An 18241-nucleotide genomic window follows, 5' to 3' on the forward strand; every position below is an offset into this window, starting at 1 on the left:
AATGCATTCAACTTATTTTGCTGTTAACCGTTAGCAACGTTGTACTCGTCAAATGAGGCTCAATCGGTATATTTAGATAAATTAATCGTTTACCTTGGTGCGAATAATCTCCTCTGCATCAGTCGAGAACGCCTCTTTAAACTCAGTTTTAGATTTAAATTTAATTTCACCACCAGCCGCCACCGACATATGCTGAGGATCGGTATTATATTTTGCCTGATAAAGCATGACTGCCTGCATACAGGAATCCCTTTGTTGTTTGGTTAGGGTCTGTCCTTCTGGCCATTTACCTGTTTCAACTGCATACTGTAATCTTTGATATGCTTCAGGTGTAATAGCATTTAGCAATTCTTCTTTGTTCACGGCATTTATTTCCTTTTCTTGACATTGCATTACACATCAAGTTAGCTAGGCTTTCTTGATAGTCAATCAACACTGTCTGAATAGTTGGATTTGATCACAAGCATTAAATATGAATATAAAAAAAATCATTGTATTATTATTCTTGACTCTACTTCTGTTAGGTTGTTTTGACAACCGAATGAACACCAACCAACTGTGTGCCAGCAATCCAGCACTACGTTGTGACCAACTTAATTTAGATGACGGACAATGTCGAGTCATCAGAACCAATCTTATTTGGCACCGAAAAGATACCCTTGAATCTCCTTCTGACACCAATATCATCAAAGAATTTAATCTTGTAAGCGACTATCACCAATGCCTAGAGCTTGCCGCTCAAATCGAACCAACTAAAGCAGGAAATAAAAAGGAAAAACGTTTTAAAGCGTTGTTACATTCAATCGATGAAGAAAAACGCATATTAGAACAATTGGCAACACACGATTCTCCAGAAGCACTGTACTTTTTGTGGACCCAAGGTCAAAACAGTGCCATGCGAAAATTTTTGAGCCTAGAAGGAAGTAAAGCTCTTGAAACCGCAGAAATGCAATATGCGTTGGCCACTTATTACATTAATCGAGATCTAGAAAAAACCTTGTCACTATTAAATAAGGCGCTGAAATTAAGCGACAAGGATAATCTTAACATTAATATTTTAGAAGCATTAGCCAGCGTCAATCACAAACTAAAACGTAAACAACATGCCTATATCTGGGTATTGGTCAGTAAAGAATTCGGAGTAGCAATAGCCTCTGAAACCAACCTAAACGTTTTATACAATTTCTCAGAACAACAAAAAAAGCAGTTTGAACAAATTGCACAGCAAATAATTGAAGCAATAGAAGACAATAATTACAATACTACTTTGATATCAAAGATAAAAAAATAAACTACTATATAACGAACTCGAACAGCTCACTGATAAGTTAATTTGAACTTCTGAACTAGAGAAATGATTAGAACGATGAAATTAAAAGACAAAAGCGGCCAGTTAATCACCGCTTTTTTCTGATTTACTGAAAGTTAATGACACAGAGTTTACGCAATACCTATCACCAGTTGTTGGCGGCCCGTCTGGGAACACATGACCTAAATGACTATCGCAGTGAGCACAACGAATCTCAACCCTTTTCATCCCATAGCTAAGATCTTCGATATAACGAACAGCCGAATCGTTAATCGCCGAATCAAAACTTGGCCAACCGCATCCAGAGTCGTATTTATTATCTGAGTGAAACAGTGGTGAATGGCAACAAGTACAGTAATACTCTCCAGATTGATGATTATGTAATAATTTGCCAGAAAATGGCGCTTCGGTACCTTGCTGGCGACAAACCCGAAACTCTTCATCAGTCAATGAGTTACGCCATTCTTGCTCATTGGCTTTTACTTCTTTATCCATATTTATTAACCCAACTCCTACCTTAACATTCATATTATTGATCGATTTCTTAACAATAAGTTGTTAATTTATTGCGTTGTAGCACATAATTGTATACTCAAATACTTGTTCGTTGAACTGTAGCCAGTGTTTAACATTTTGGCAACAGTTCTTAAGTAACAAAAACTGGTAAATTAAGCAAAATATCGCCACTTGTGAAACTAAGTAAGAAAAAGCGGTTCTTTTTTTTGACTTTAAACAAGATAAGAACGATTATCTGTTGCAGATAATTACGGTATTCTGTAATTTTACTACCAGTTTATAATTCATCAAAAAAAGTTGTGGAGCAACTAATAATGACTATCAAAGTAGGTATTAATGGTTTTGGCCGTATCGGTCGTTTTGTATTTCGTGCATCTGTAGAACGTTCTGACATCGAAGTTGTTGGTATCAATGACTTAATCGACGTAGATTACATGGCTTATATGTTGAAATACGATTCAACTCACGGTCGTTTCAACGGTACAGTTGAAGTTAAAGATGGCAACCTTATTGTAAATGGTAAAACAGTACGTGTAACTGCTGAGCGTAACCCAGAAGATCTAAAATGGGATGCAATCGATGTTGACGTTGTTGCTGAAGCAACTGGTCTTTTCCTAACTGACGAAACTGCACGTAAACACATCACAGCAGGCGCTAAGAAAGTTGTTCTTACTGGCCCTTCTAAAGATGCAACTCCAATGTTCGTTATGGGTGTAAATGACAGCACTTATGCTGGTCAAGACATCGTTTCTAACGCTTCTTGTACTACTAACTGTCTAGCACCTGTAGCTAAAGTTCTTAACGACAAGTTCGGTATCGAATCTGGTCTTATGACAACTGTTCACGCTACTACAGCGACTCAAAAAACAGTTGATGGTCCTTCAGCTAAAGACTGGCGTGGTGGCCGTGGTGCTTCTCAAAACATCATCCCATCATCAACTGGTGCAGCTAAAGCAGTAGGCGTTGTTCTTCCTGAACTAAACGGCCTTCTAACTGGTATGGCTTTCCGCGTTCCAACTGCAAACGTTTCTGTTGTTGACCTTACTGTTAACCTTAAAACAGCGGCATCTTACGAAGCTATCTGTGCTGCAATGAAAGAAGCATCTGAAGGTGAGCTTAAAGGTGTTCTAGGTTACACTGAAGACGCAGTTGTTTCTCAAGACTTCATCGGCGAAACTCAAACTTCAGTATTTGATGCTGCAGCGGGTGTTGCCCTAACTGATAAATTCGTTAAAGTTGTATCTTGGTACGATAACGAAATCGGTTATTCAAACAAAGTTCTTGATCTAATTGCTCACATCTCTAAGTAAGCATTAGTTTAAGGCTTTCTTTGAAAGCGTAGACGTAAAAAGGCGGCCAATGTGTCGCCTTTTTTGTTTCTAATTTTTAGGAGTTTTCGTTATGGAAAAGTATCTTCCTGTTGTCGGCCCTTTGTCCGACCATATTACTGTTGTAGAAAAAAATGACATAAAAATTCTTAGAGTTTCTCATCCAAAAGCCACCGCGGATATTTCTCTGCACGGAGGCCATGTTGTTTCATTTACCCCTACTGGCCACAAAAATATTCTATGGTTGAGTGAACAAACAGGTTTTGATAGTCAATCTGCTATCCGCGGTGGAATACCAGTATGCTGGCCTTGGTTTGGCCGTATTGCCGCTCCAGCGCATGGTTTTGCCAGAATTAGTCAATGGAGCTTAGCAGAGCATAGAGAAAGCGAAAATGGCGTCATTATCTGTCTTGATCTCGAACAAAACCAGCAAACTCTAGCTATCTGGCCATACGCTTTTCATGCTCGCCTGTATATTGAGATAACCGAACAGCTAAAAGTCACTTTAGAAGTGAGTAACACGGATAACAAAGCATGGCAGTTTTCAGGCGCATTACACTCCTACTTCAACATTGCTGATGTACGCGAGTCTGTCACAACTGGAATGGGGCCAGTTTATTCTGATAGCTTACAAGACGGTAAAATATGTCAAGGTGGTACTGAGCTTCAACTAACCGATACCGTTGATCGGGTTTATACACAGCCAGAAAGTGCCATTCACATTAGCGACCCTCAAAATGATCGAACTATTATGATCAAAAATAGCGGTGATAATGCTGCGGTTATTTGGAACCCTTGGATAGACGGTGCAAAAGCCATGGGAGATATGGCTGAGGACGGATATAAAACTATGCTGTGTGTAGAATCCACTTATCATGCAACCAGCTTTGACACGGGTAAGACCCTTCAACCAAATGAAACATATCAGATCTCGACTGAAATCAGTGTCCTGTAAATATAAACACTAAGCAAGTGCAAAGAGCGAGTCTGTATGTCAGCAGAACTCTTTGCACATTTAGACGCATATTTTCATCCTATCAAATGCAGTCGATAGATCCGTTATGCACTCGAAATAGATCCTACATAGCGTTACAATTAGGCATTATTTTTATCATTTAAGTGACTCATGCTTTATCAATGCCCTCTCTGCTTAGAACCTCTCAATCAACAGTCGCACTCATTTCGTTGTGTTAACAATCATCAATTTGATATAGCGAAAGAAGGTTATGTCAATTTAATTCCAGCCAATAAAAAGCGCTCCAAAAACCCCGGTGACAATACTGAGATGATGCAGGCAAGAAGGCGTTTTTTAGATGGAGAGCATTACGCACCCTTGAGAGACAGAGTAACAACATTGTGCCATGAGCAACTTATTACTCCGTCTCCATGGCACGCTCTCGATATAGGTTGCGGAGAAGGTTATTATACTAATCAGCTCGCTACACAACTCAAATTAGCCAATCAGCAATCTGCCATCTATGGGCTGGATATTTCAAAAGTCGCCGTTCGTTACGCGGCAAAAAAATACCGCCACGGCCACTTTTCAGTCGCATCTAGCCAATACTTACCATTTGTAGATAACTCTCTCGATCTCATTTTACGAATTTATGCGCCATGTAATCCGGATGAAATCAATCGATGCATAAAAAATCATGGTTTATTGGTCACCGTCACACCGGCAAAACGACATTTGTACCAACTGAGAGAACTTATCTACGATCAAGTTCGACTGCACGATGAAGAAATTGAAACTGTAGAAAATTTCTCACTAGAATATGAAGAAAGGCTTAATTACCCAATGAAGCTAGATAGCGATTCCGCGTTGGATTTATTACAGATGACACCATTTGCTTGGAAAGCAACAGAAGAAACTCGTAACAAACTGATTAATAATACATTATTTACCTGTGAAGCTGATTTTATGATTAGAGTTTATCGTAAAAATAACTAAAAAATGAATGCTATCACCAACTTCACTTTATTACCTTTAATACTTGGTCTGTTTATTGCTTAATTTATTATGGACAATATAGCGGCAAATAGTTCTAAACTATTTGCCGCTAATGTCGATACATAAATACTAAACCAACATATTGAGGCTAATTATGACGCCAGTAGGAAACGCCAACGCTTCAACTGTGCCAGTAAGCCAAACAAAAAGAATGGCTGCTGAGCTACAATCACTAGATACCAAACAACCACTCACTCAGGTTAAAGCGGAGCAAAACACGGTCACGTTATCCCATGAAGGTAAAGCGCTACTTTCAGCACTCCAGCAAATAGATAAAGAATCAACACCGGCAGATGAACCTAAGCCGAGTAGTGTAGAATCATTTGCACACGGAGCTTTGGGCCTAAACCAGCCAGGCGAAAGTGAAGAAAAACAAGATAGCAGTTATTCTGCCGGGCAATTTGTAAAAGGTGCCTTATCGGTTGGTGCTGTTCTTCTAGCCGTATTATGATGCTTGAGTCAGACTAAACCTTTCGGTTAAGATGTTGTATTCGAACCTTAAGATACCATCCAAAGTAAAAATTATATGAGAAAAGTAACAATCATTGATGTGGCTACTAAAGCCGGTATATCTAAAAGTACCGTATCTCAGTATCTTAATGGTCGATTTAGTCACATGTCAAAAGAGACCAAAGCGAGAATTAAGTCTGCAATTGAGGAACTCAACTACATTCCAAATCCTATTGCTCGCAGCTTAAAAACCGACAAAACCAAAAGTATTGGGGTAATTGTCCGAGACATTACCGGTTTTAATACCAGCAAAGTGATAAGAGGTATAGATGACTATTGTAAAAAGTATGGTTACAACGTCTTAATATACAACACGGACTTTAATCCAGAAATAGAAGCCCAATCTCTAGCTACATTAAAACAGTTGTGTGTTGATGGTATTATCATTACTTCTACTGGTAAAAACATGCATCTTATCGAGCAATACGTACAAAATAAATTTCCACTAGTACAATTTCAGCTTGAATATGACCAATTTGAAACCAACATCGTTCTCTCTGACTATAAAGATGCCGCGTTTAAAGCTACCGAGTATTTAATACAACTTGGACATAACAGAATCTGCTTTTTAACGCAAAAGTTCGAACAATACCAGTCAAGAAACGAAAGGTATCAAGGCTATGTATCGGCGTTAAAACAATACGGAATTCCAATTGATGAAAAACTGATTCACTTCTGGAGTAGAGAACAAGGCTTTGCTTACTCCCCTAGTACCATTATGCAGTCTTCAGCAGCGCCTACCGCATTTTTCACTCAACACCTCGCCATAACAACAGATCTGTTAAAAGACTTAGACAGAAATAATATCTCTATACCTAACGAAGTGAGTGTGGTCGGGTTTGACGAAATTCCGATGGTAGAACATTTTAAAGTGCCGATAACTGTTATAAAGCAATCACCTTATAAAATTGGCGAAGAGTCAGCTCGGTTGCTAATTAATTCTTTAGAAAATAAGGTAATAGAAACCAGCAAAATTATTGTTCCCTGCACTTTAATTAAAAGGCAATCTTGCCAAGCATTAAAGCACTAACCTATAAAAATCACGGCTCATTACGGCTGATTTCTATGGCGTCTCGATTTGGATGATTTAGGATATGGTCTTCCCAATTTATCACATCGATTTCATATACAACCTTGCCTCGAACGCTTTCACCTGCAGCGTGCATAGCGGATTTCGATCCCGTGATCAAAGGATGCCACTCTGGTAACGATTTGCTTTCTGAAAGAAGTCGGTACGAACATGTTTCTGGAAGCCAATGGAATTCGGAAATTTTCTCTCGGCTCAGTTTCAAGCATTCTTCACCAGATTCGAAACGATTAGGATAATCTTTACAACCGCACGTTTTGCTATTCAACCAACTACACGCCACGTTGGTATAATAAACAGCCTCGGTATCTTCATCCATTAGTTTATGCAGACAACACTTACCACAACCATCACAAAGAGATTCCCACTCAGTTTCTGTCATTTCTGCTAAGGTTTTTTCTTTCCAAAATGGCATGGTCATTGACGCCTACTTAATCTAAATATGGGGTGAGATTTATACCTATCTAACCACTAAAGTGCAAGCGCCAGGTGGGTAAAGTATAAAAATAGTTACTGAACGATTGTACGACTTTTGTTAGTATCCTGCCCTGTTTATTGATTCGAGAATAATTAATCTATGCAATGTCGATTAGGTTGTGGGGCATGTTGTATCGCACCGAGTATTTCATCATCAATTCCTGGTATGGAATCAGGAAAACCCGCTAATGTGCGTTGTATTCAACTGGATGATGATAATTTGTGCAAGTTATTTGGGTCGGAACAACGACCAAAAGTATGCCATGATTTTAAAGCATGCTCATCAATTTGTGGGGACAATCGACAACAAGCTTTGTCAAATATCGAAGAACTCGAACGTCTTACCTAACTATAACTATCTATCTTATGTTGCAAATACTCTGCAGTGAATTAATTAACTGTGGTTCAAATAAACAAAAAGGCTACATTCTGTAACCTTACTTGCTGTTTCCTAAATCACAATTTTTGTCGACCAAGCAATGAATGGGATAGCGTTGTGCCATCAACCAATTCTAGCTCTCCACCAACAGGTACGCCGTGTGCAATACGGCTTACGTTAACCTCATGAACATGACAGATATCTGCAATATAATGCGCTGTTGCTTCACCTTCTACTGTAGGGTTAGTTGCTAAAATCACTTCATTAATATTGTCTTGCTGCAAACGATAATCTAGCGTATCCAAGCCAATATCACTAGGACCTATCCCATCTAAAGGCGATAAATGGCCCATTAATACAAAGTAACGGCCTGAATATTGACCAGTCGCTTCCACCGCGGCTATATCTGCAGGACTTTCGACTACGCAAAGCTGACCATTTTCTTGTCGTTTAGGATTAGTACAAATATGACACGTTTCGTGTTCGGTAAACGTGCGACATTCGTTGCAATGACCAATTTCTGTCATCGCTCTAGAAAGCGCGTCTGCAAGCTGCAGACCACCTTTTCTATCTCGCTGTAACAAATGAAAGGCCATACGCTGTGCTGACTTGGGCCCAACCCCGGGTAAGCATCGTAAGGCCTCCATTAATTGTTCCAGCATGTGACTGGTACGCATAATTCGCTACTTCAGTTTAAAATGGCATTTTCATACCCGGTGGTAATTGCATCCCACCGGTCACTGAACCCATTTTTTCTTTTTGCGTTTCTTCAACTCGACGAGCTGCATCATTGAACGCAGCAGCGATCAAATCTTCTAACATCTCTTTATCGTCTTCCATTAAACTTTCATCAATGTCTACACGACGAACGCTATGAGAACCAGTAATCGTCACTTTAACAAGGCCAGCACCAGATTCACCGGTAATCTCCATGTTAGCAATTTCTTCTTGAAGCTTTTGCATGCGATCTTGCATTTGCTGGGCTTGCTTCATTAAATTGCCCATTCCGCCTTTACCACCAAACATTTTCAATCTCTCTGGTTAAGTTAATTAATCGTAATTTATTACACTAAATATGGGGTCGAAAAACCTATCTTCAACCCTTTAAATAGGCCTGACACTTTCTAAATCAATTTCTGCTGAAAAGCGCGTTTGTATAAACTGAACATTCTTATCTTGCTGCAATACTTGATGTGCAACGGTTAATTTTTCTTGATAAATCGCTTCTCGAATTTCAAGTGGTGTTTGCCCTTTGTCACTTTGTTCTACGGTCAAACTACACTCTTCTCCGAGTAATGAATTTAAGGCTTGCAACAACTCACTTTGAGCACGATTTTTATTGAGATGTGCATGACTTGATCTTACATGTAAAACAATCGTGGAACCTTGTTTTTCATAAAAAGAGTTGAGTGCTAATTGTTCAACCAATTTCGACACATCAAGTTTTTGGATTAAAGCGGACCATTCGTCTCTAGCAACCGACTCTCGCACCAATTGCTCCATCATTTCAGGCGTTTTTGTGTGTTCAAGTGCTTGTTTTATTTTTGTGGGAGTCAGTTCATTTTTTTCTTCGATGACACTATGTGGTGTAGCTGGCTTCCATTGATACGGTTCGTTATTGCTCTCAACCACATTTTGATCGAGAGCATCTTGTTTAACAAAGCCTTGGTCAGCAACACCTGACTGAACAACACTATGATGTTCAGCAGGACCTTGCGCAGCAACCACTTCAGCACTGTTGTTTATTTCTGCTTTATTTGATGAAACAGGCGACGCTGCACTCTTTACATGCTGTTGAGTAACGCGCTCAATTGCACTTGTAGTTGACGTCGCTTTAGGCTTTTTTCCATTAGTCCCCGCAGCAGGTTTAGTGCTAGAGGAACTTGCTCTTTTTGATCGAAGTTGATGTCTAAGCCCAACAAGCGGGGATTTACTCGTCTGTGACGATGAGTGATTAGGCGCACTTTCTTGCTGTGCGGCTCTTTCTTGTTTTGTGGCTTTATCTTGAACTGAACTAGCTTGCTGCGTGACATGAGCCTGCTGTCTCGTTTGCCCAGCAACATTCTGATCGACAGCTTGTTGCATTCCGGCTGGCACATAATCATTAACATCATACTCATCTGGTGCAGAGGGGTAATCGTCTTCCAATGGCATTGGAGGTTGCTCATTAAGTTGAGCTTTCTGCATATTGCTAGCTTGTACTGAATTGATCGGTGACGATGACCCTGAAGATCTCGCTGCTGCAGGTGATCCTGTAGCACGATTTGCTCGTTCGACTAACGGTGCATTTGTTGTAGCCTGTTGATTAGTTGCAGTTGCCGAGCTTTGGTCCGCTAGCAAATCAGCAGATTCGGACTGACTAGTTGGTAATTGAATCGCAGTTGCGACATTGGTTTTTGTTGGATGAAAAGCCATCATCCGCAAAACGGTCATTTCTAATCCAGTGCGAGCCGTTGGCGCATATGCAAGATCTTGTCGACCCTTTAAAGCAATTTGATAATACAACTGCACATCTTGAGGCGTTAAATTTTTACCAATATATTTGATTTTTTCGGCATCAGGCTTTGACTGATCTAATGTGCTAGGTAAGGCTTGATACATCGCTATACGATGCAGTTGACTGGCTAGTTCTTGTAGCAAACCATCCCACTCAATGCCATTTTCCGCCAAACGTTGAACCAAAGCCATTGCGTTTTCAACTTGTTTGCTGGCCATAGCTTCAAGCAATTGAATGGCTTGGTCGGTATCCATTGTGCCTAACATCACTGAAACAGTTTCTGTTGAAACGGTTCCATTACCTAGCGCTATAGCTTGATCGGCTAAACTTAACGCATCTCGCATACTGCCATCAGCGGCATGAGAAATTAGACCTAATGCCCGATGCTCGGTTGTTACCTGTTCTTTTTTTAGAATCGTATTCAACTGCTCATGAATAGTATCGGCATTAATAGGCTTTAGGTGAAACTGCAGACAACGCGACAGTATCGTAACAGGCAGTTTTTGTGGATCGGTGGTCGCGAGTAAGAATTTTACATATTCTGGCGGCTCTTCTAGCGTTTTTAAAAGTGCATTAAAACTATGCCGTGAAAGCATATGAACTTCATCGATTAAATAAACTTTAAATCGGCCTCGCGCTGGTTTGTATTGGACGTTATCCAGTAATTCTCGCGTATCTTCAACTTTGGTGCGCGATGCAGCATCAATTTCTAATAAATCGACAAACCGACCTTCATCTATTTCTTTACATGTATCGCACTGTCCACAAGGTTTTGCAGTGATCCCTACCTCGCAGTTAAGCCCTTTAGCAAACAAACGTCCAATCGAAGTTTTTCCTACACCACGAGTACCACTAAACAAATAGGCGTGGTGAAGTTTGTTCTGAGCTAATGCATTTTCTAATGCAGTTAAAACATGAGACTGCCCTACCACTTGATCAAACTGTGAAGGGCGCCATTTACGTGCTAAAGCTAAGTAACTCATTCAATATTTCCAACGTAAATTGACGTGGTATAGGTCAAAACTAAAAGGCTGCGGACTGGCAGAGTATCAATGAACAGCTTAGTGCCCTTCGAATTCACAAATACTGTATACATCAATACCGAGTTCTTCAAGACGTTTATCACCGCCAATTTCTGGTAGGTTGATAACAAAGGCAGCATGATCAACAATGCCTCCAAGTTTACGGATTAACTTGGTTGTTGCTTCAATCGTACCACCGGTTGCTAACAGATCATCAACGACTAAAACCTTGTCGCCTTCGACAATAGCATCAGTATGAATTTCTAATATATCGGTACCATATTCTAGGTCATAAGACTGCGCAATAGTGGCTCGAGGCAGTTTACCCGGTTTTCTTACTGGTACAAAACCAACACCAAGTTCTAGTGCTAGCGGCGCACCAAAAAGAAAACCACGCGCTTCAGTACCAACAATTTTGTTAAAACCCATGTCTTTATATTTTTCTACAAGCAGTTGTATTGTTGCTTGATAAGCATTGGCATCTTCCATAAGACTGGTTACATCACGGAACAAAATACCCGGCTTTGGATAGTCAACAATGGTTTTGATACTTGCTTTAATTAATGAAATCGTTTCAGTAGTCATAATAATTCAAATTTTGTTGTGGTTGACTTGTGTCGTATCGCTGTAATTTATAATTAACTCATACAGACAATTAATAGTGTGTAAAAACGCAATACTGGTCACCAACAATACAGAAAAACAAATGCCCACTCCGAAGAATGGGCACACTTCCTCATTATGTTAGTGATTTTCTTGCCTATGAGCAACAAAGGAAAAGCAAGCAAACGTTGAAACGCATCATAGTGTGCAATAAATCGACTTATTCACTCATTTGAGGGAACGTATTCGTCTATAAATCCAATACTCTTAATGTTGTTTAATATCTAAATTAAAATGGCTCACACCAATATTTGCAATATTTAGTTTGGCACATGACGTCATCTGCAAGCTGGTTAGCATAATGTCACTTAAGTTAGCGCTACCCAGTAAATGGTTCGCTTCAATATGCATTGTATCGTGGTCTTGTGTCCAAATGGCTTCTAAACCAGCAGGTATGATACTTACCGAGCCATCTGACGTGTCAATAATCCCAAACAATGCCGCGATGCTTGCATTACCGTCTAAACATTCAAGACCATGTTGCAAATGATTAACAAAACCGACAAAACTCTGTTTATTTAACGTCTTTCTTAATAACGCATCATTAAACAGGGCTCTAACAAGCAGTGAACACGCAACGCCTGTACTTGAATCCTCTGCTGTGGTTGAATCGACTAAGTAAAAAGCGAATTGGCCGTTCATTAACCAAGCATAATCGAAGATTAACGGCATTTTATCCGAAACTTGCAGTAAGCTATAACTACAACTCCAGCCACCTTGGCTTGTATCTCGGCAAGGTAATAAAGCGGTTAAAAGTTGCCTTGCTGCTTCCGGGTTATCTTTCAAATAATCCAGATGCCAATACAACTCTTTATCCTCGGGCACATTTCCATGCTCACCGATTCGAAACCATTGGCTAGAAAAATCCCTCCGCGTGCTGGTTTGACCGCACGCATCGTCAAGAATGTTTGATATTGCCGACAAAAGGTGATTAGGAACCGAAATTGGTTTTGTTAAAAAATCTTTGATTCCAAACCTAAGTGCGCGGGCAACATCAGACATTTCATCCGTTGCAGACACAACTATCATTGGCAATTGTGGATATTGCGAACACACCTCCTCGGCAAATTCAATACCATTAAGGATGGGCATTGAAATATCACTGATTATCAAATCAGGAGTGCTCTGCCGCAATTTTTTCAATCCATCCAAGCCATGCTCTGCTTCAATAACTGCATACCCTTGTTTTTCTAATAGTACAGATGTAAAGCGACGAAAGATTGGATCATCATCAACTAACATTATTGTCTGACTATTTAAGCCCCTTTGCTGCTTTTTAAGAGTACAATCAGCATGACCATTCATCATATGAACCTCGCTCAATTAATTAGGGTATCGTTTTATTGTTGTTTATTCCCCCCAATAAAAGGTAGTTGCTATTACTGGTTTATACAACATCTGCCATTTTGTAGGACTAATTATTAAAAAACCTCCCACATATTGACGTAAAGCAAATATGTAATACAAATATCAGTATAGATTAAACTGGTATGAACATAGGGGCATGTCCGACTAATGAAATTTGATGATCTTAATCTATTCCGACTTGTTGTCGAAAACGGCAGCTACACTGCAACGTATAGAAAAACTTTAATTCCTGTCGCGACAATTACTCGACGTATTCAGGCACTAGAAGACGCTCTTAATCTTAGGCTGTTAAATCGCCACGCTAGAAAGCTATCTCTAACAGAAGCTGGTGAACGTTTTTATCAAGAATGTTCACCATTATTAAAACAGCTAACAAGCACTACCGAACAGATAACGGATGACTGTCGAGGTGCAGCAGGAAAATTGCGCATTTCAGCGCCATCCAATCTGACTAAACGCGTTATTTTACCCATGTTGAGTGATTTCATGGCTAAGTTTCCTGAAATCAATATCGATCTAGCGATGAGTAATACATCCGAACAGATCGACCCAACTGAATGGGATGTAATATTTCGCGTTGGGCCACAACGAGACTCGAGTTTAATTGCTCGAAAAATAGATTCAGTGAAAGATATTCTCGTTGCTAGTCCAAACTATTTACAAGCGAATCAGGCACCATTAAATCATCCTGACGATTTAGCAAAACATTCACTGTTGAAAGGACAACCTTTAGTTAAATGGCAGCTATCAAATAAAAATGGCGAAACAGCAATCAACACTGATAAAGCGCGATTTCAGGCTAATGCACTCAATGTGGTTAGACGTGCGGCTGATCGAGGCTTAGGAATTACGTTGATGCCAGATATCATGCTACAAGAATATTTTGAAAGAGGTACGTTGGTTCGCGTTCTGAATGAGTGGAGTGCCAATCCACGAGATATTTATATGCTGTACAATCACAAAGATCATCAACCAGAAAAAGTTCGTTTACTTATTGATTTTGTCAGTCATTATCACGATAAACATGACAATTTTTGACCTGGAATCTGGTAAAAAATCGCCCGCATTAATATATCGCCCACATTAACATTATGTGGGCGATCCTTTTACCATTAAGCAAGGTCTATATACCGAACTAACTGCCTAACAACTCAAGCGAGTTAAACGCCTTCATTGTATAACTCTAAGCTTGCTAGATCTTGCTGGATATCTTTTTGTAACTTGTTGTCATCGTTTCTTAGCGTGTCTAAAAAATCCAAATAGCGTTGGTCAATATCTCCAGTCACATATTCGCCATTAAAAACCGATGTTTCGAACTGTTTAATATCAACATTACCCATACCAACCGCAGCAACTAGATCATCTAACGTTTGGAAGATCAGTGCATCGGCACCAATCAGCTTAGCTATTTCATCTGCATCACGTCCATGAGCGATAAGCTCATTAGCACTTGGCATATCAATACCATAAACATTCGGGAAACGAATTTCAGGAGCAGCAGAGACCATGTAAACATTCTTCGCGCCGGCTTCTCTTGCCATTTCTATAATCTGTTCTGATGTGGTTCCTCGTACAATAGAATCATCCACTAACAATACATTCTTGCCTTTAAACTCAGAACGAATAGCGTTAAGTTTGCGACGAACAGACTTTCTACGTTGAGTTTGACCCGGCATAATAAAAGTACGGCCAACATATCTATTCTTAACAAAGCCTTGGCGATAAGGTTTGTCCATTATTTGAGCGATTTGTAATGCGATATCACATGATGTCTCTGGAATAGGGATAACCACATCAAATTCAAGATCAGACCACTCTCTTTGAATTTTTTCACCAAGCTTCTTACCCATTTCAACACGTGCACTGTAGACAGAAATTTTGTCAATGAACGAATCTGGACGTGCAAAATACACATATTCAAAGATACATGGATTAACTTGAGGATTATCGGCACATTGTTGAGTGAACAGTTGCCCTTCAAATGTAATATAAATGCCTTCACCAGGTGCAACATCTCTTACAAAATCGAATCCAATTGCATCAAGCGCAACGGATTCAGACGCAACCATATACTCTGTTTTGCCATCGAGCTCTTTTTTACCTAGGCATAATGGACGAATACCATGCGGGTCGCGAAAAGCGATCATACCATGACCAATGATCATAGCCGCTACAGCATAAGCGCCCTTAATGGTTCTGTGGACATTCGTTACTGCACGAAATACGTCTTCAGAAGTAACATTACCTCTCACTGTATCGATTTCATGTGCAAGCACATTCAACAACACTTCAGAATCTGACGTGGTATTGATATGGCGGCGGTCTTTTTCAAATAACTTCTCACGAACTTCCGCCGCGTTAGTTAGATTGCCGTTATGCGCTAACGTAATACCAAATGGAGAGTTTACATAAAATGGTTGAGCTTCTGACGCACTAGAACTTCCTGCCGTTGGATAGCGGACATGGCCGATACCGACATTACCCTGAAGGCGTTGCATGTGCTTAGCTTCAAACACATCTCTAACTAAACCGTTTGCTTTACGCAAACGAAAACGATTGCTTTCTATGGTAACAATACCAGCTGCATCTTGGCCACGATGCTGTAATACAGTCAATGCATCATAAATTGACTGATTTACAGGAGTTGTACCCACGATCCCAACAATACCACACATGTGTTAACCCTCAATTTTCTCTATAAATGACACTAAATCGTGCCAGTTAAAAAACTCGATGTTTCTTTTAAATGGCTGAAAAATGGCTCAATAATACGGCTAAACTCAGGTATTAAAGTCGACGATTTCCACCACGCTGAATTTGGAAGTGCACTAAATGCATCCATAAAAAACAGAACTGCTGCAACAATCAAGACACCTCTTAGTGCACCAAACACCACACCAAGAATTCTATCAGTTCCAGACAAACCTGTTTTTTGTACTAACTGAGCAATAACAAAGTTGACGATGGCTCCAACCACTAGCGTTGCAACAAAAAGTGCAGCAATGGCGGCGCCTTGTCGAAACAGGTCATCTTCTATTTTAGTAAAGTAAACCGCAAGTTTTGCATAATATTGACTTGCAATAAAAAAAGCACCAAACCAAATAACCAATGACAACGCTTCTTTAACGAAGCCCCTAATTAAGCTAATCACAGCCGAAAGCCCGATCACACCTAAAATAAAATAATCAATCCAATTCATTTATATTACATCTTTTTGGTAGGCGCGCATTTTAACAGAAAAAAACACGACGCAAACGTTTTCTTATGGGTTTAGAGGGTTAAATTTCATCAATTGGCCTTTTGAGCCGGTAACTTTTTGAAGTTCATTGATTTGTTTTTCTAACTTACTCTTCGATATATCAGGACCAATGATGACACGAGTGAACTCTTTTTCTTGCTTAATATGCGCTTGATAACCTCGCTTTTGCAAATCTTGCACTAGTGTTTTGGCATTATCAGCATTTTTAAGCGCCATGAGCTGAATAATCCAAGCACTCTCTTCATAGTTGTTGCTATTTTCAATATCATTAACTACCACTGCAACATCTTGATCATTTTCAGTGCTGGTCTGTTGTTCTACAGTCACCGGGCTATCTGGCAAGACCGTTTGAACCGTTACCGGTTGCAACACCTCGAAAGATTCTACTTCTGTTTCAATATTTGGTTTGATAGGAATAGGGGCTAACTCTTCTCTATAATGTTGTTTTTCACCATCTAGAACATCAGGTAAAACGATAACACCGATAGCAACCAGTATAATCGTTCCGACCAAACGGCTCTGAAATTTACTTGCCATTGGTGCTCCTTTGTAACTGTAAATAGATTAATACTTCTGCCACGGTTCGAAACGAGCCGACCACTAATATGACATCATCTTTATCGGCTTGCATTAAAGCGCCTTTATAACCTAACGTGGGCGACGAATATTGTTTGTCAACCGCTGGAATGTGCTCGACAAGTTCATTAGCATTCGCTGCACGTGGGCCGTCTAAAGAACATGGATACCATTGATTAACTATTGGAATAAAGGCTTCTATTGTATGCTGGATGTCTTTGTCATGAAGCATACCTAAAACACAATGGATATTTTTATTCGCATAGTTAAGTGCTAGTTGATCGACCAAATACTGAGCAGAATGGGGATTATGTGCAACATCTAAAATGACTAATGGAGAAGTTTTGGACATTCTAACAGTTTGCATCCGCCCAGATAGCTTTGCCTTTTGTAAACCATTAACGATATTCACATCGCTAATATCTAGATTGGCAACGCTTAACGCCATAATGGCAGTAGCCGCATTAGGTAACGGCAGGTTAGGCTTAGGTAAATCGGTAAGGTCAAACGCACCATTAAACCAGTCCCAACTCTGTGCATATTCTTTAAAATGAAATTGTATACCAACTTGATGCAGTTGCGCCCCTATCTCATCAGCGTAGGCTGCTACTGTACTAGGCGCATCAGGTTGGCCGCAAATTGCAGGTTTTCCTGAACGGTATATACCGGCTTTCTCTTGGGCAATAACATTAATATCATCACCTAGCCAATCCACATGATCGACAGCAAGACTGGTAATAACACTGATATCATGGTCGACCACATTCGTTGCGTCCAAACGGCCACCTAAACCTACTTCCAATACAACCACATCAACCTTGTGTTGCTTGAACAATTGCAATGCTGCTAATGTACCAAACTCAAAAAAACTTAAGCTGGTATTGGCTCTCTGTTGCTCTACAAAAGCGAATGCTTGGCTATGCTCACTATCATTAAGTATTTTACCGTTGATTCGAACTCGTTCATTGTAACGAATTAAATGAGGAGAGCTATAAACACCAACAGAATAGCCAGCATCTAACAGTATCGCTTCTAAAATAGCGCACGTCGACCCTTTGCCATTTGTTCCGGCTACAGTGATAACTTTTTTTGCAGGTTTAATGAGATCGGCTTTATTTGCGACGATCTGAATGCGCTCTAATCCAAGGTCGATAGCGCTGGTGTGGATATTTTCTAAATAATCAAGCCACATCGGTAAAGACGACGTGGCTTGCGGTATATTACTTTGACTCATTAACT

20 protein-coding genes are annotated in these 18241 nt (G+C 39.9%); 8 read left to right on the top strand and 12 right to left on the bottom strand.

What is annotated here, in order from left to right:
• Positions 1-81: 81 nt before the first annotated feature.
• Positions 82-363, bottom strand: a complete 282-nt coding sequence (locus ACLKML_RS07695) for a YeaC family protein (protein WP_413284818.1) — start codon at positions 361-363, stop codon at positions 82-84.
• Positions 364-472: 109 nt separating this feature from the next.
• Between ACLKML_RS07695 and ACLKML_RS07700 the strand changes: the two genes are divergently transcribed.
• Positions 473-1291 carry a DUF2989 domain-containing protein gene (locus tag ACLKML_RS07700; RefSeq protein WP_413284819.1) on the top strand — a complete coding sequence of 273 codons (819 nt, stop codon included), beginning with the start codon at positions 473-475 and terminating at the stop codon, positions 1289-1291.
• A 102-nt stretch (positions 1292-1393) separates the two neighbouring features.
• Here the strand turns inward: ACLKML_RS07700 and msrB are convergent, their stop codons facing one another.
• Positions 1394-1804 (bottom strand): peptide-methionine (R)-S-oxide reductase MsrB, encoded by a 411-nt coding sequence (msrB, locus tag ACLKML_RS07705; RefSeq protein WP_413284820.1) that lies wholly within the window; start codon positions 1802-1804, stop codon positions 1394-1396.
• Positions 1805-2139: 335 nt separating this feature from the next.
• On the opposite strand from msrB, the gene gap reads away from it, so the two are divergent.
• The 5 genes from gap (at position 2140) to ACLKML_RS07730 (ending at position 6704) form a co-directional block, all read left to right on the top strand.
• On the top strand, positions 2140-3135 hold the full coding sequence (gap, locus tag ACLKML_RS07710; protein ID WP_317715414.1) for a type I glyceraldehyde-3-phosphate dehydrogenase: 996 nt from the start codon (positions 2140-2142) through the stop codon (positions 3133-3135).
• A gap of 91 nt (positions 3136-3226) precedes the next feature.
• Positions 3227-4108: a D-hexose-6-phosphate mutarotase gene (locus ACLKML_RS07715; protein ID WP_413284821.1), complete on the top strand. Its 882-nt coding sequence runs from the start codon at positions 3227-3229 to the stop codon at positions 4106-4108.
• 171 nt (positions 4109-4279) lie between these two features.
• Positions 4280-5104 (top strand): 23S rRNA (guanine(745)-N(1))-methyltransferase, encoded by an 825-nt coding sequence (gene rlmA / locus ACLKML_RS07720; protein WP_413284822.1) that lies wholly within the window; start codon positions 4280-4282, stop codon positions 5102-5104.
• Positions 5105-5258: 154 nt separating this feature from the next.
• On the top strand, positions 5259-5615 hold the full coding sequence (locus ACLKML_RS07725; protein WP_413284823.1) for a hypothetical protein: 357 nt from the start codon (positions 5259-5261) through the stop codon (positions 5613-5615).
• A gap of 75 nt (positions 5616-5690) precedes the next feature.
• Positions 5691-6704 (top strand): LacI family DNA-binding transcriptional regulator, encoded by a 1014-nt coding sequence (locus tag ACLKML_RS07730; RefSeq protein ID WP_413284824.1) that lies wholly within the window; start codon positions 5691-5693, stop codon positions 6702-6704.
• Positions 6705-6714: 10 nt separating this feature from the next.
• Here the strand turns inward: ACLKML_RS07730 and ACLKML_RS07735 are convergent, their stop codons facing one another.
• Complete coding sequence (locus tag ACLKML_RS07735; RefSeq protein WP_413284825.1) at positions 6715-7182, bottom strand: YcgN family cysteine cluster protein; 468 nt, start codon at positions 7180-7182, stop codon at positions 6715-6717.
• A 156-nt stretch (positions 7183-7338) separates the two neighbouring features.
• Between ACLKML_RS07735 and ACLKML_RS07740 the strand changes: the two genes are divergently transcribed.
• Complete coding sequence (locus ACLKML_RS07740) at positions 7339-7587, top strand: YkgJ family cysteine cluster protein (RefSeq protein WP_413284826.1); 249 nt, start codon at positions 7339-7341, stop codon at positions 7585-7587.
• Positions 7588-7694: 107 nt separating this feature from the next.
• Here ACLKML_RS07740 and recR read toward each other — a convergent pair whose 3' ends face one another.
• From recR to ACLKML_RS07765, 5 genes are all read right to left on the bottom strand, one after another.
• Complete coding sequence (gene recR, locus ACLKML_RS07745; RefSeq protein ID WP_413284827.1) at positions 7695-8294, bottom strand: recombination mediator RecR; 600 nt, start codon at positions 8292-8294, stop codon at positions 7695-7697.
• A gap of 16 nt (positions 8295-8310) precedes the next feature.
• A complete protein-coding gene (locus tag ACLKML_RS07750) occupies positions 8311-8643 on the bottom strand; it encodes a YbaB/EbfC family nucleoid-associated protein (protein ID WP_272133858.1) in 333 nt (110 codons plus the stop codon).
• Positions 8644-8721: 78 nt separating this feature from the next.
• On the bottom strand, positions 8722-11097 hold the full coding sequence (dnaX, locus tag ACLKML_RS07755; protein ID WP_413284828.1) for a DNA polymerase III subunit gamma/tau: 2376 nt from the start codon (positions 11095-11097) through the stop codon (positions 8722-8724).
• 78 nt (positions 11098-11175) lie between these two features.
• Positions 11176-11721: an adenine phosphoribosyltransferase gene (apt, locus tag ACLKML_RS07760; RefSeq protein ID WP_413284829.1), complete on the bottom strand. Its 546-nt coding sequence runs from the start codon at positions 11719-11721 to the stop codon at positions 11176-11178.
• Positions 11722-12006: 285 nt separating this feature from the next.
• On the bottom strand, positions 12007-13107 hold the full coding sequence (locus ACLKML_RS07765; RefSeq protein ID WP_413284830.1) for a response regulator: 1101 nt from the start codon (positions 13105-13107) through the stop codon (positions 12007-12009).
• Between the two features lie 207 nt (positions 13108-13314).
• Here ACLKML_RS07765 and ACLKML_RS07770 point away from each other — a divergent pair, with 207 nt between their 5' ends.
• Complete coding sequence (locus tag ACLKML_RS07770; RefSeq protein WP_413284831.1) at positions 13315-14205, top strand: LysR family transcriptional regulator; 891 nt, start codon at positions 13315-13317, stop codon at positions 14203-14205.
• Between the two features lie 122 nt (positions 14206-14327).
• Here ACLKML_RS07770 and purF read toward each other — a convergent pair whose 3' ends face one another.
• The 4 genes from purF to folC all read right to left on the bottom strand — a co-directional run bounded on the left by purF (position 14328) and on the right by folC (position 18236).
• Positions 14328-15842 (bottom strand): amidophosphoribosyltransferase, encoded by a 1515-nt coding sequence (gene purF / locus ACLKML_RS07775; protein WP_413284832.1) that lies wholly within the window; start codon positions 15840-15842, stop codon positions 14328-14330.
• Between the two features lie 32 nt (positions 15843-15874).
• Positions 15875-16366 carry a CvpA family protein gene (locus ACLKML_RS07780; protein WP_413284833.1) on the bottom strand — a complete coding sequence of 164 codons (492 nt, stop codon included), beginning with the start codon at positions 16364-16366 and terminating at the stop codon, positions 15875-15877.
• A 63-nt stretch (positions 16367-16429) separates the two neighbouring features.
• On the bottom strand, positions 16430-16963 hold the full coding sequence (locus ACLKML_RS07785) for an SPOR domain-containing protein (RefSeq protein ID WP_413284834.1): 534 nt from the start codon (positions 16961-16963) through the stop codon (positions 16430-16432).
• Positions 16953-18236, bottom strand: a complete 1284-nt coding sequence (folC, locus tag ACLKML_RS07790) for a bifunctional tetrahydrofolate synthase/dihydrofolate synthase (protein ID WP_413284835.1) — start codon at positions 18234-18236, stop codon at positions 16953-16955. The genes ACLKML_RS07785 and folC overlap by 11 nt, the downstream gene beginning before the upstream one ends.
• Positions 18237-18241: the final 5 nt, after the last annotated feature.

The organism is Vibrio sp. MA40-2, assembly GCF_047302445.1.
Classification (GTDB): domain Bacteria; phylum Pseudomonadota; class Gammaproteobacteria; order Enterobacterales; family Vibrionaceae; genus Vibrio.

What these genes read in the sequence shown, in the direction of transcription:
- recR (WP_413284827.1), bottom strand. Translation starts at nt 8,294, where the DNA reads ATGCGTACCAGTCACATGCTGGAACAATTAATGGAGGCCTTACGATGC.
- ACLKML_RS07730 (WP_413284824.1), top strand. Translation starts at nt 5,691, where the DNA reads ATGAGAAAAGTAACAATCATTGATGTGGCTACTAAAGCCGGTATATCT.
- ACLKML_RS07770 (WP_413284831.1), top strand. Translation starts at nt 13,315, where the DNA reads ATGAAATTTGATGATCTTAATCTATTCCGACTTGTTGTCGAAAACGGC.
- ACLKML_RS07765 (WP_413284830.1), bottom strand. Translation starts at nt 13,107, where the DNA reads ATGATGAATGGTCATGCTGATTGTACTCTTAAAAAGCAGCAAAGGGGC.
- ACLKML_RS07750 (WP_272133858.1), bottom strand. Translation starts at nt 8,643, where the DNA reads ATGTTTGGTGGTAAAGGCGGAATGGGCAATTTAATGAAGCAAGCCCAG.
- rlmA (WP_413284822.1), top strand. Translation starts at nt 4,280, where the DNA reads ATGCTTTATCAATGCCCTCTCTGCTTAGAACCTCTCAATCAACAGTCG.
- gap (WP_317715414.1), top strand. Translation starts at nt 2,140, where the DNA reads ATGACTATCAAAGTAGGTATTAATGGTTTTGGCCGTATCGGTCGTTTT.
- apt (WP_413284829.1), bottom strand. Translation starts at nt 11,721, where the DNA reads ATGACTACTGAAACGATTTCATTAATTAAAGCAAGTATCAAAACCATT.
- dnaX (WP_413284828.1), bottom strand. Translation starts at nt 11,097, where the DNA reads ATGAGTTACTTAGCTTTAGCACGTAAATGGCGCCCTTCACAGTTTGAT.
- ACLKML_RS07780 (WP_413284833.1), bottom strand. Translation starts at nt 16,366, where the DNA reads ATGAATTGGATTGATTATTTTATTTTAGGTGTGATCGGGCTTTCGGCT.
- ACLKML_RS07785 (WP_413284834.1), bottom strand. Translation starts at nt 16,963, where the DNA reads ATGGCAAGTAAATTTCAGAGCCGTTTGGTCGGAACGATTATACTGGTT.
- folC (WP_413284835.1), bottom strand. Translation starts at nt 18,236, where the DNA reads ATGAGTCAAAGTAATATACCGCAAGCCACGTCGTCTTTACCGATGTGG.
- ACLKML_RS07735 (WP_413284825.1), bottom strand. Translation starts at nt 7,182, where the DNA reads ATGACCATGCCATTTTGGAAAGAAAAAACCTTAGCAGAAATGACAGAA.
- ACLKML_RS07725 (WP_413284823.1), top strand. Translation starts at nt 5,259, where the DNA reads ATGACGCCAGTAGGAAACGCCAACGCTTCAACTGTGCCAGTAAGCCAA.
- ACLKML_RS07715 (WP_413284821.1), top strand. Translation starts at nt 3,227, where the DNA reads ATGGAAAAGTATCTTCCTGTTGTCGGCCCTTTGTCCGACCATATTACT.
- ACLKML_RS07700 (WP_413284819.1), top strand. Translation starts at nt 473, where the DNA reads ATGAATATAAAAAAAATCATTGTATTATTATTCTTGACTCTACTTCTG.
- ACLKML_RS07740 (WP_413284826.1), top strand. Translation starts at nt 7,339, where the DNA reads ATGCAATGTCGATTAGGTTGTGGGGCATGTTGTATCGCACCGAGTATT.
- purF (WP_413284832.1), bottom strand. Translation starts at nt 15,842, where the DNA reads ATGTGTGGTATTGTTGGGATCGTGGGTACAACTCCTGTAAATCAGTCA.
- msrB (WP_413284820.1), bottom strand. Translation starts at nt 1,804, where the DNA reads ATGGATAAAGAAGTAAAAGCCAATGAGCAAGAATGGCGTAACTCATTG.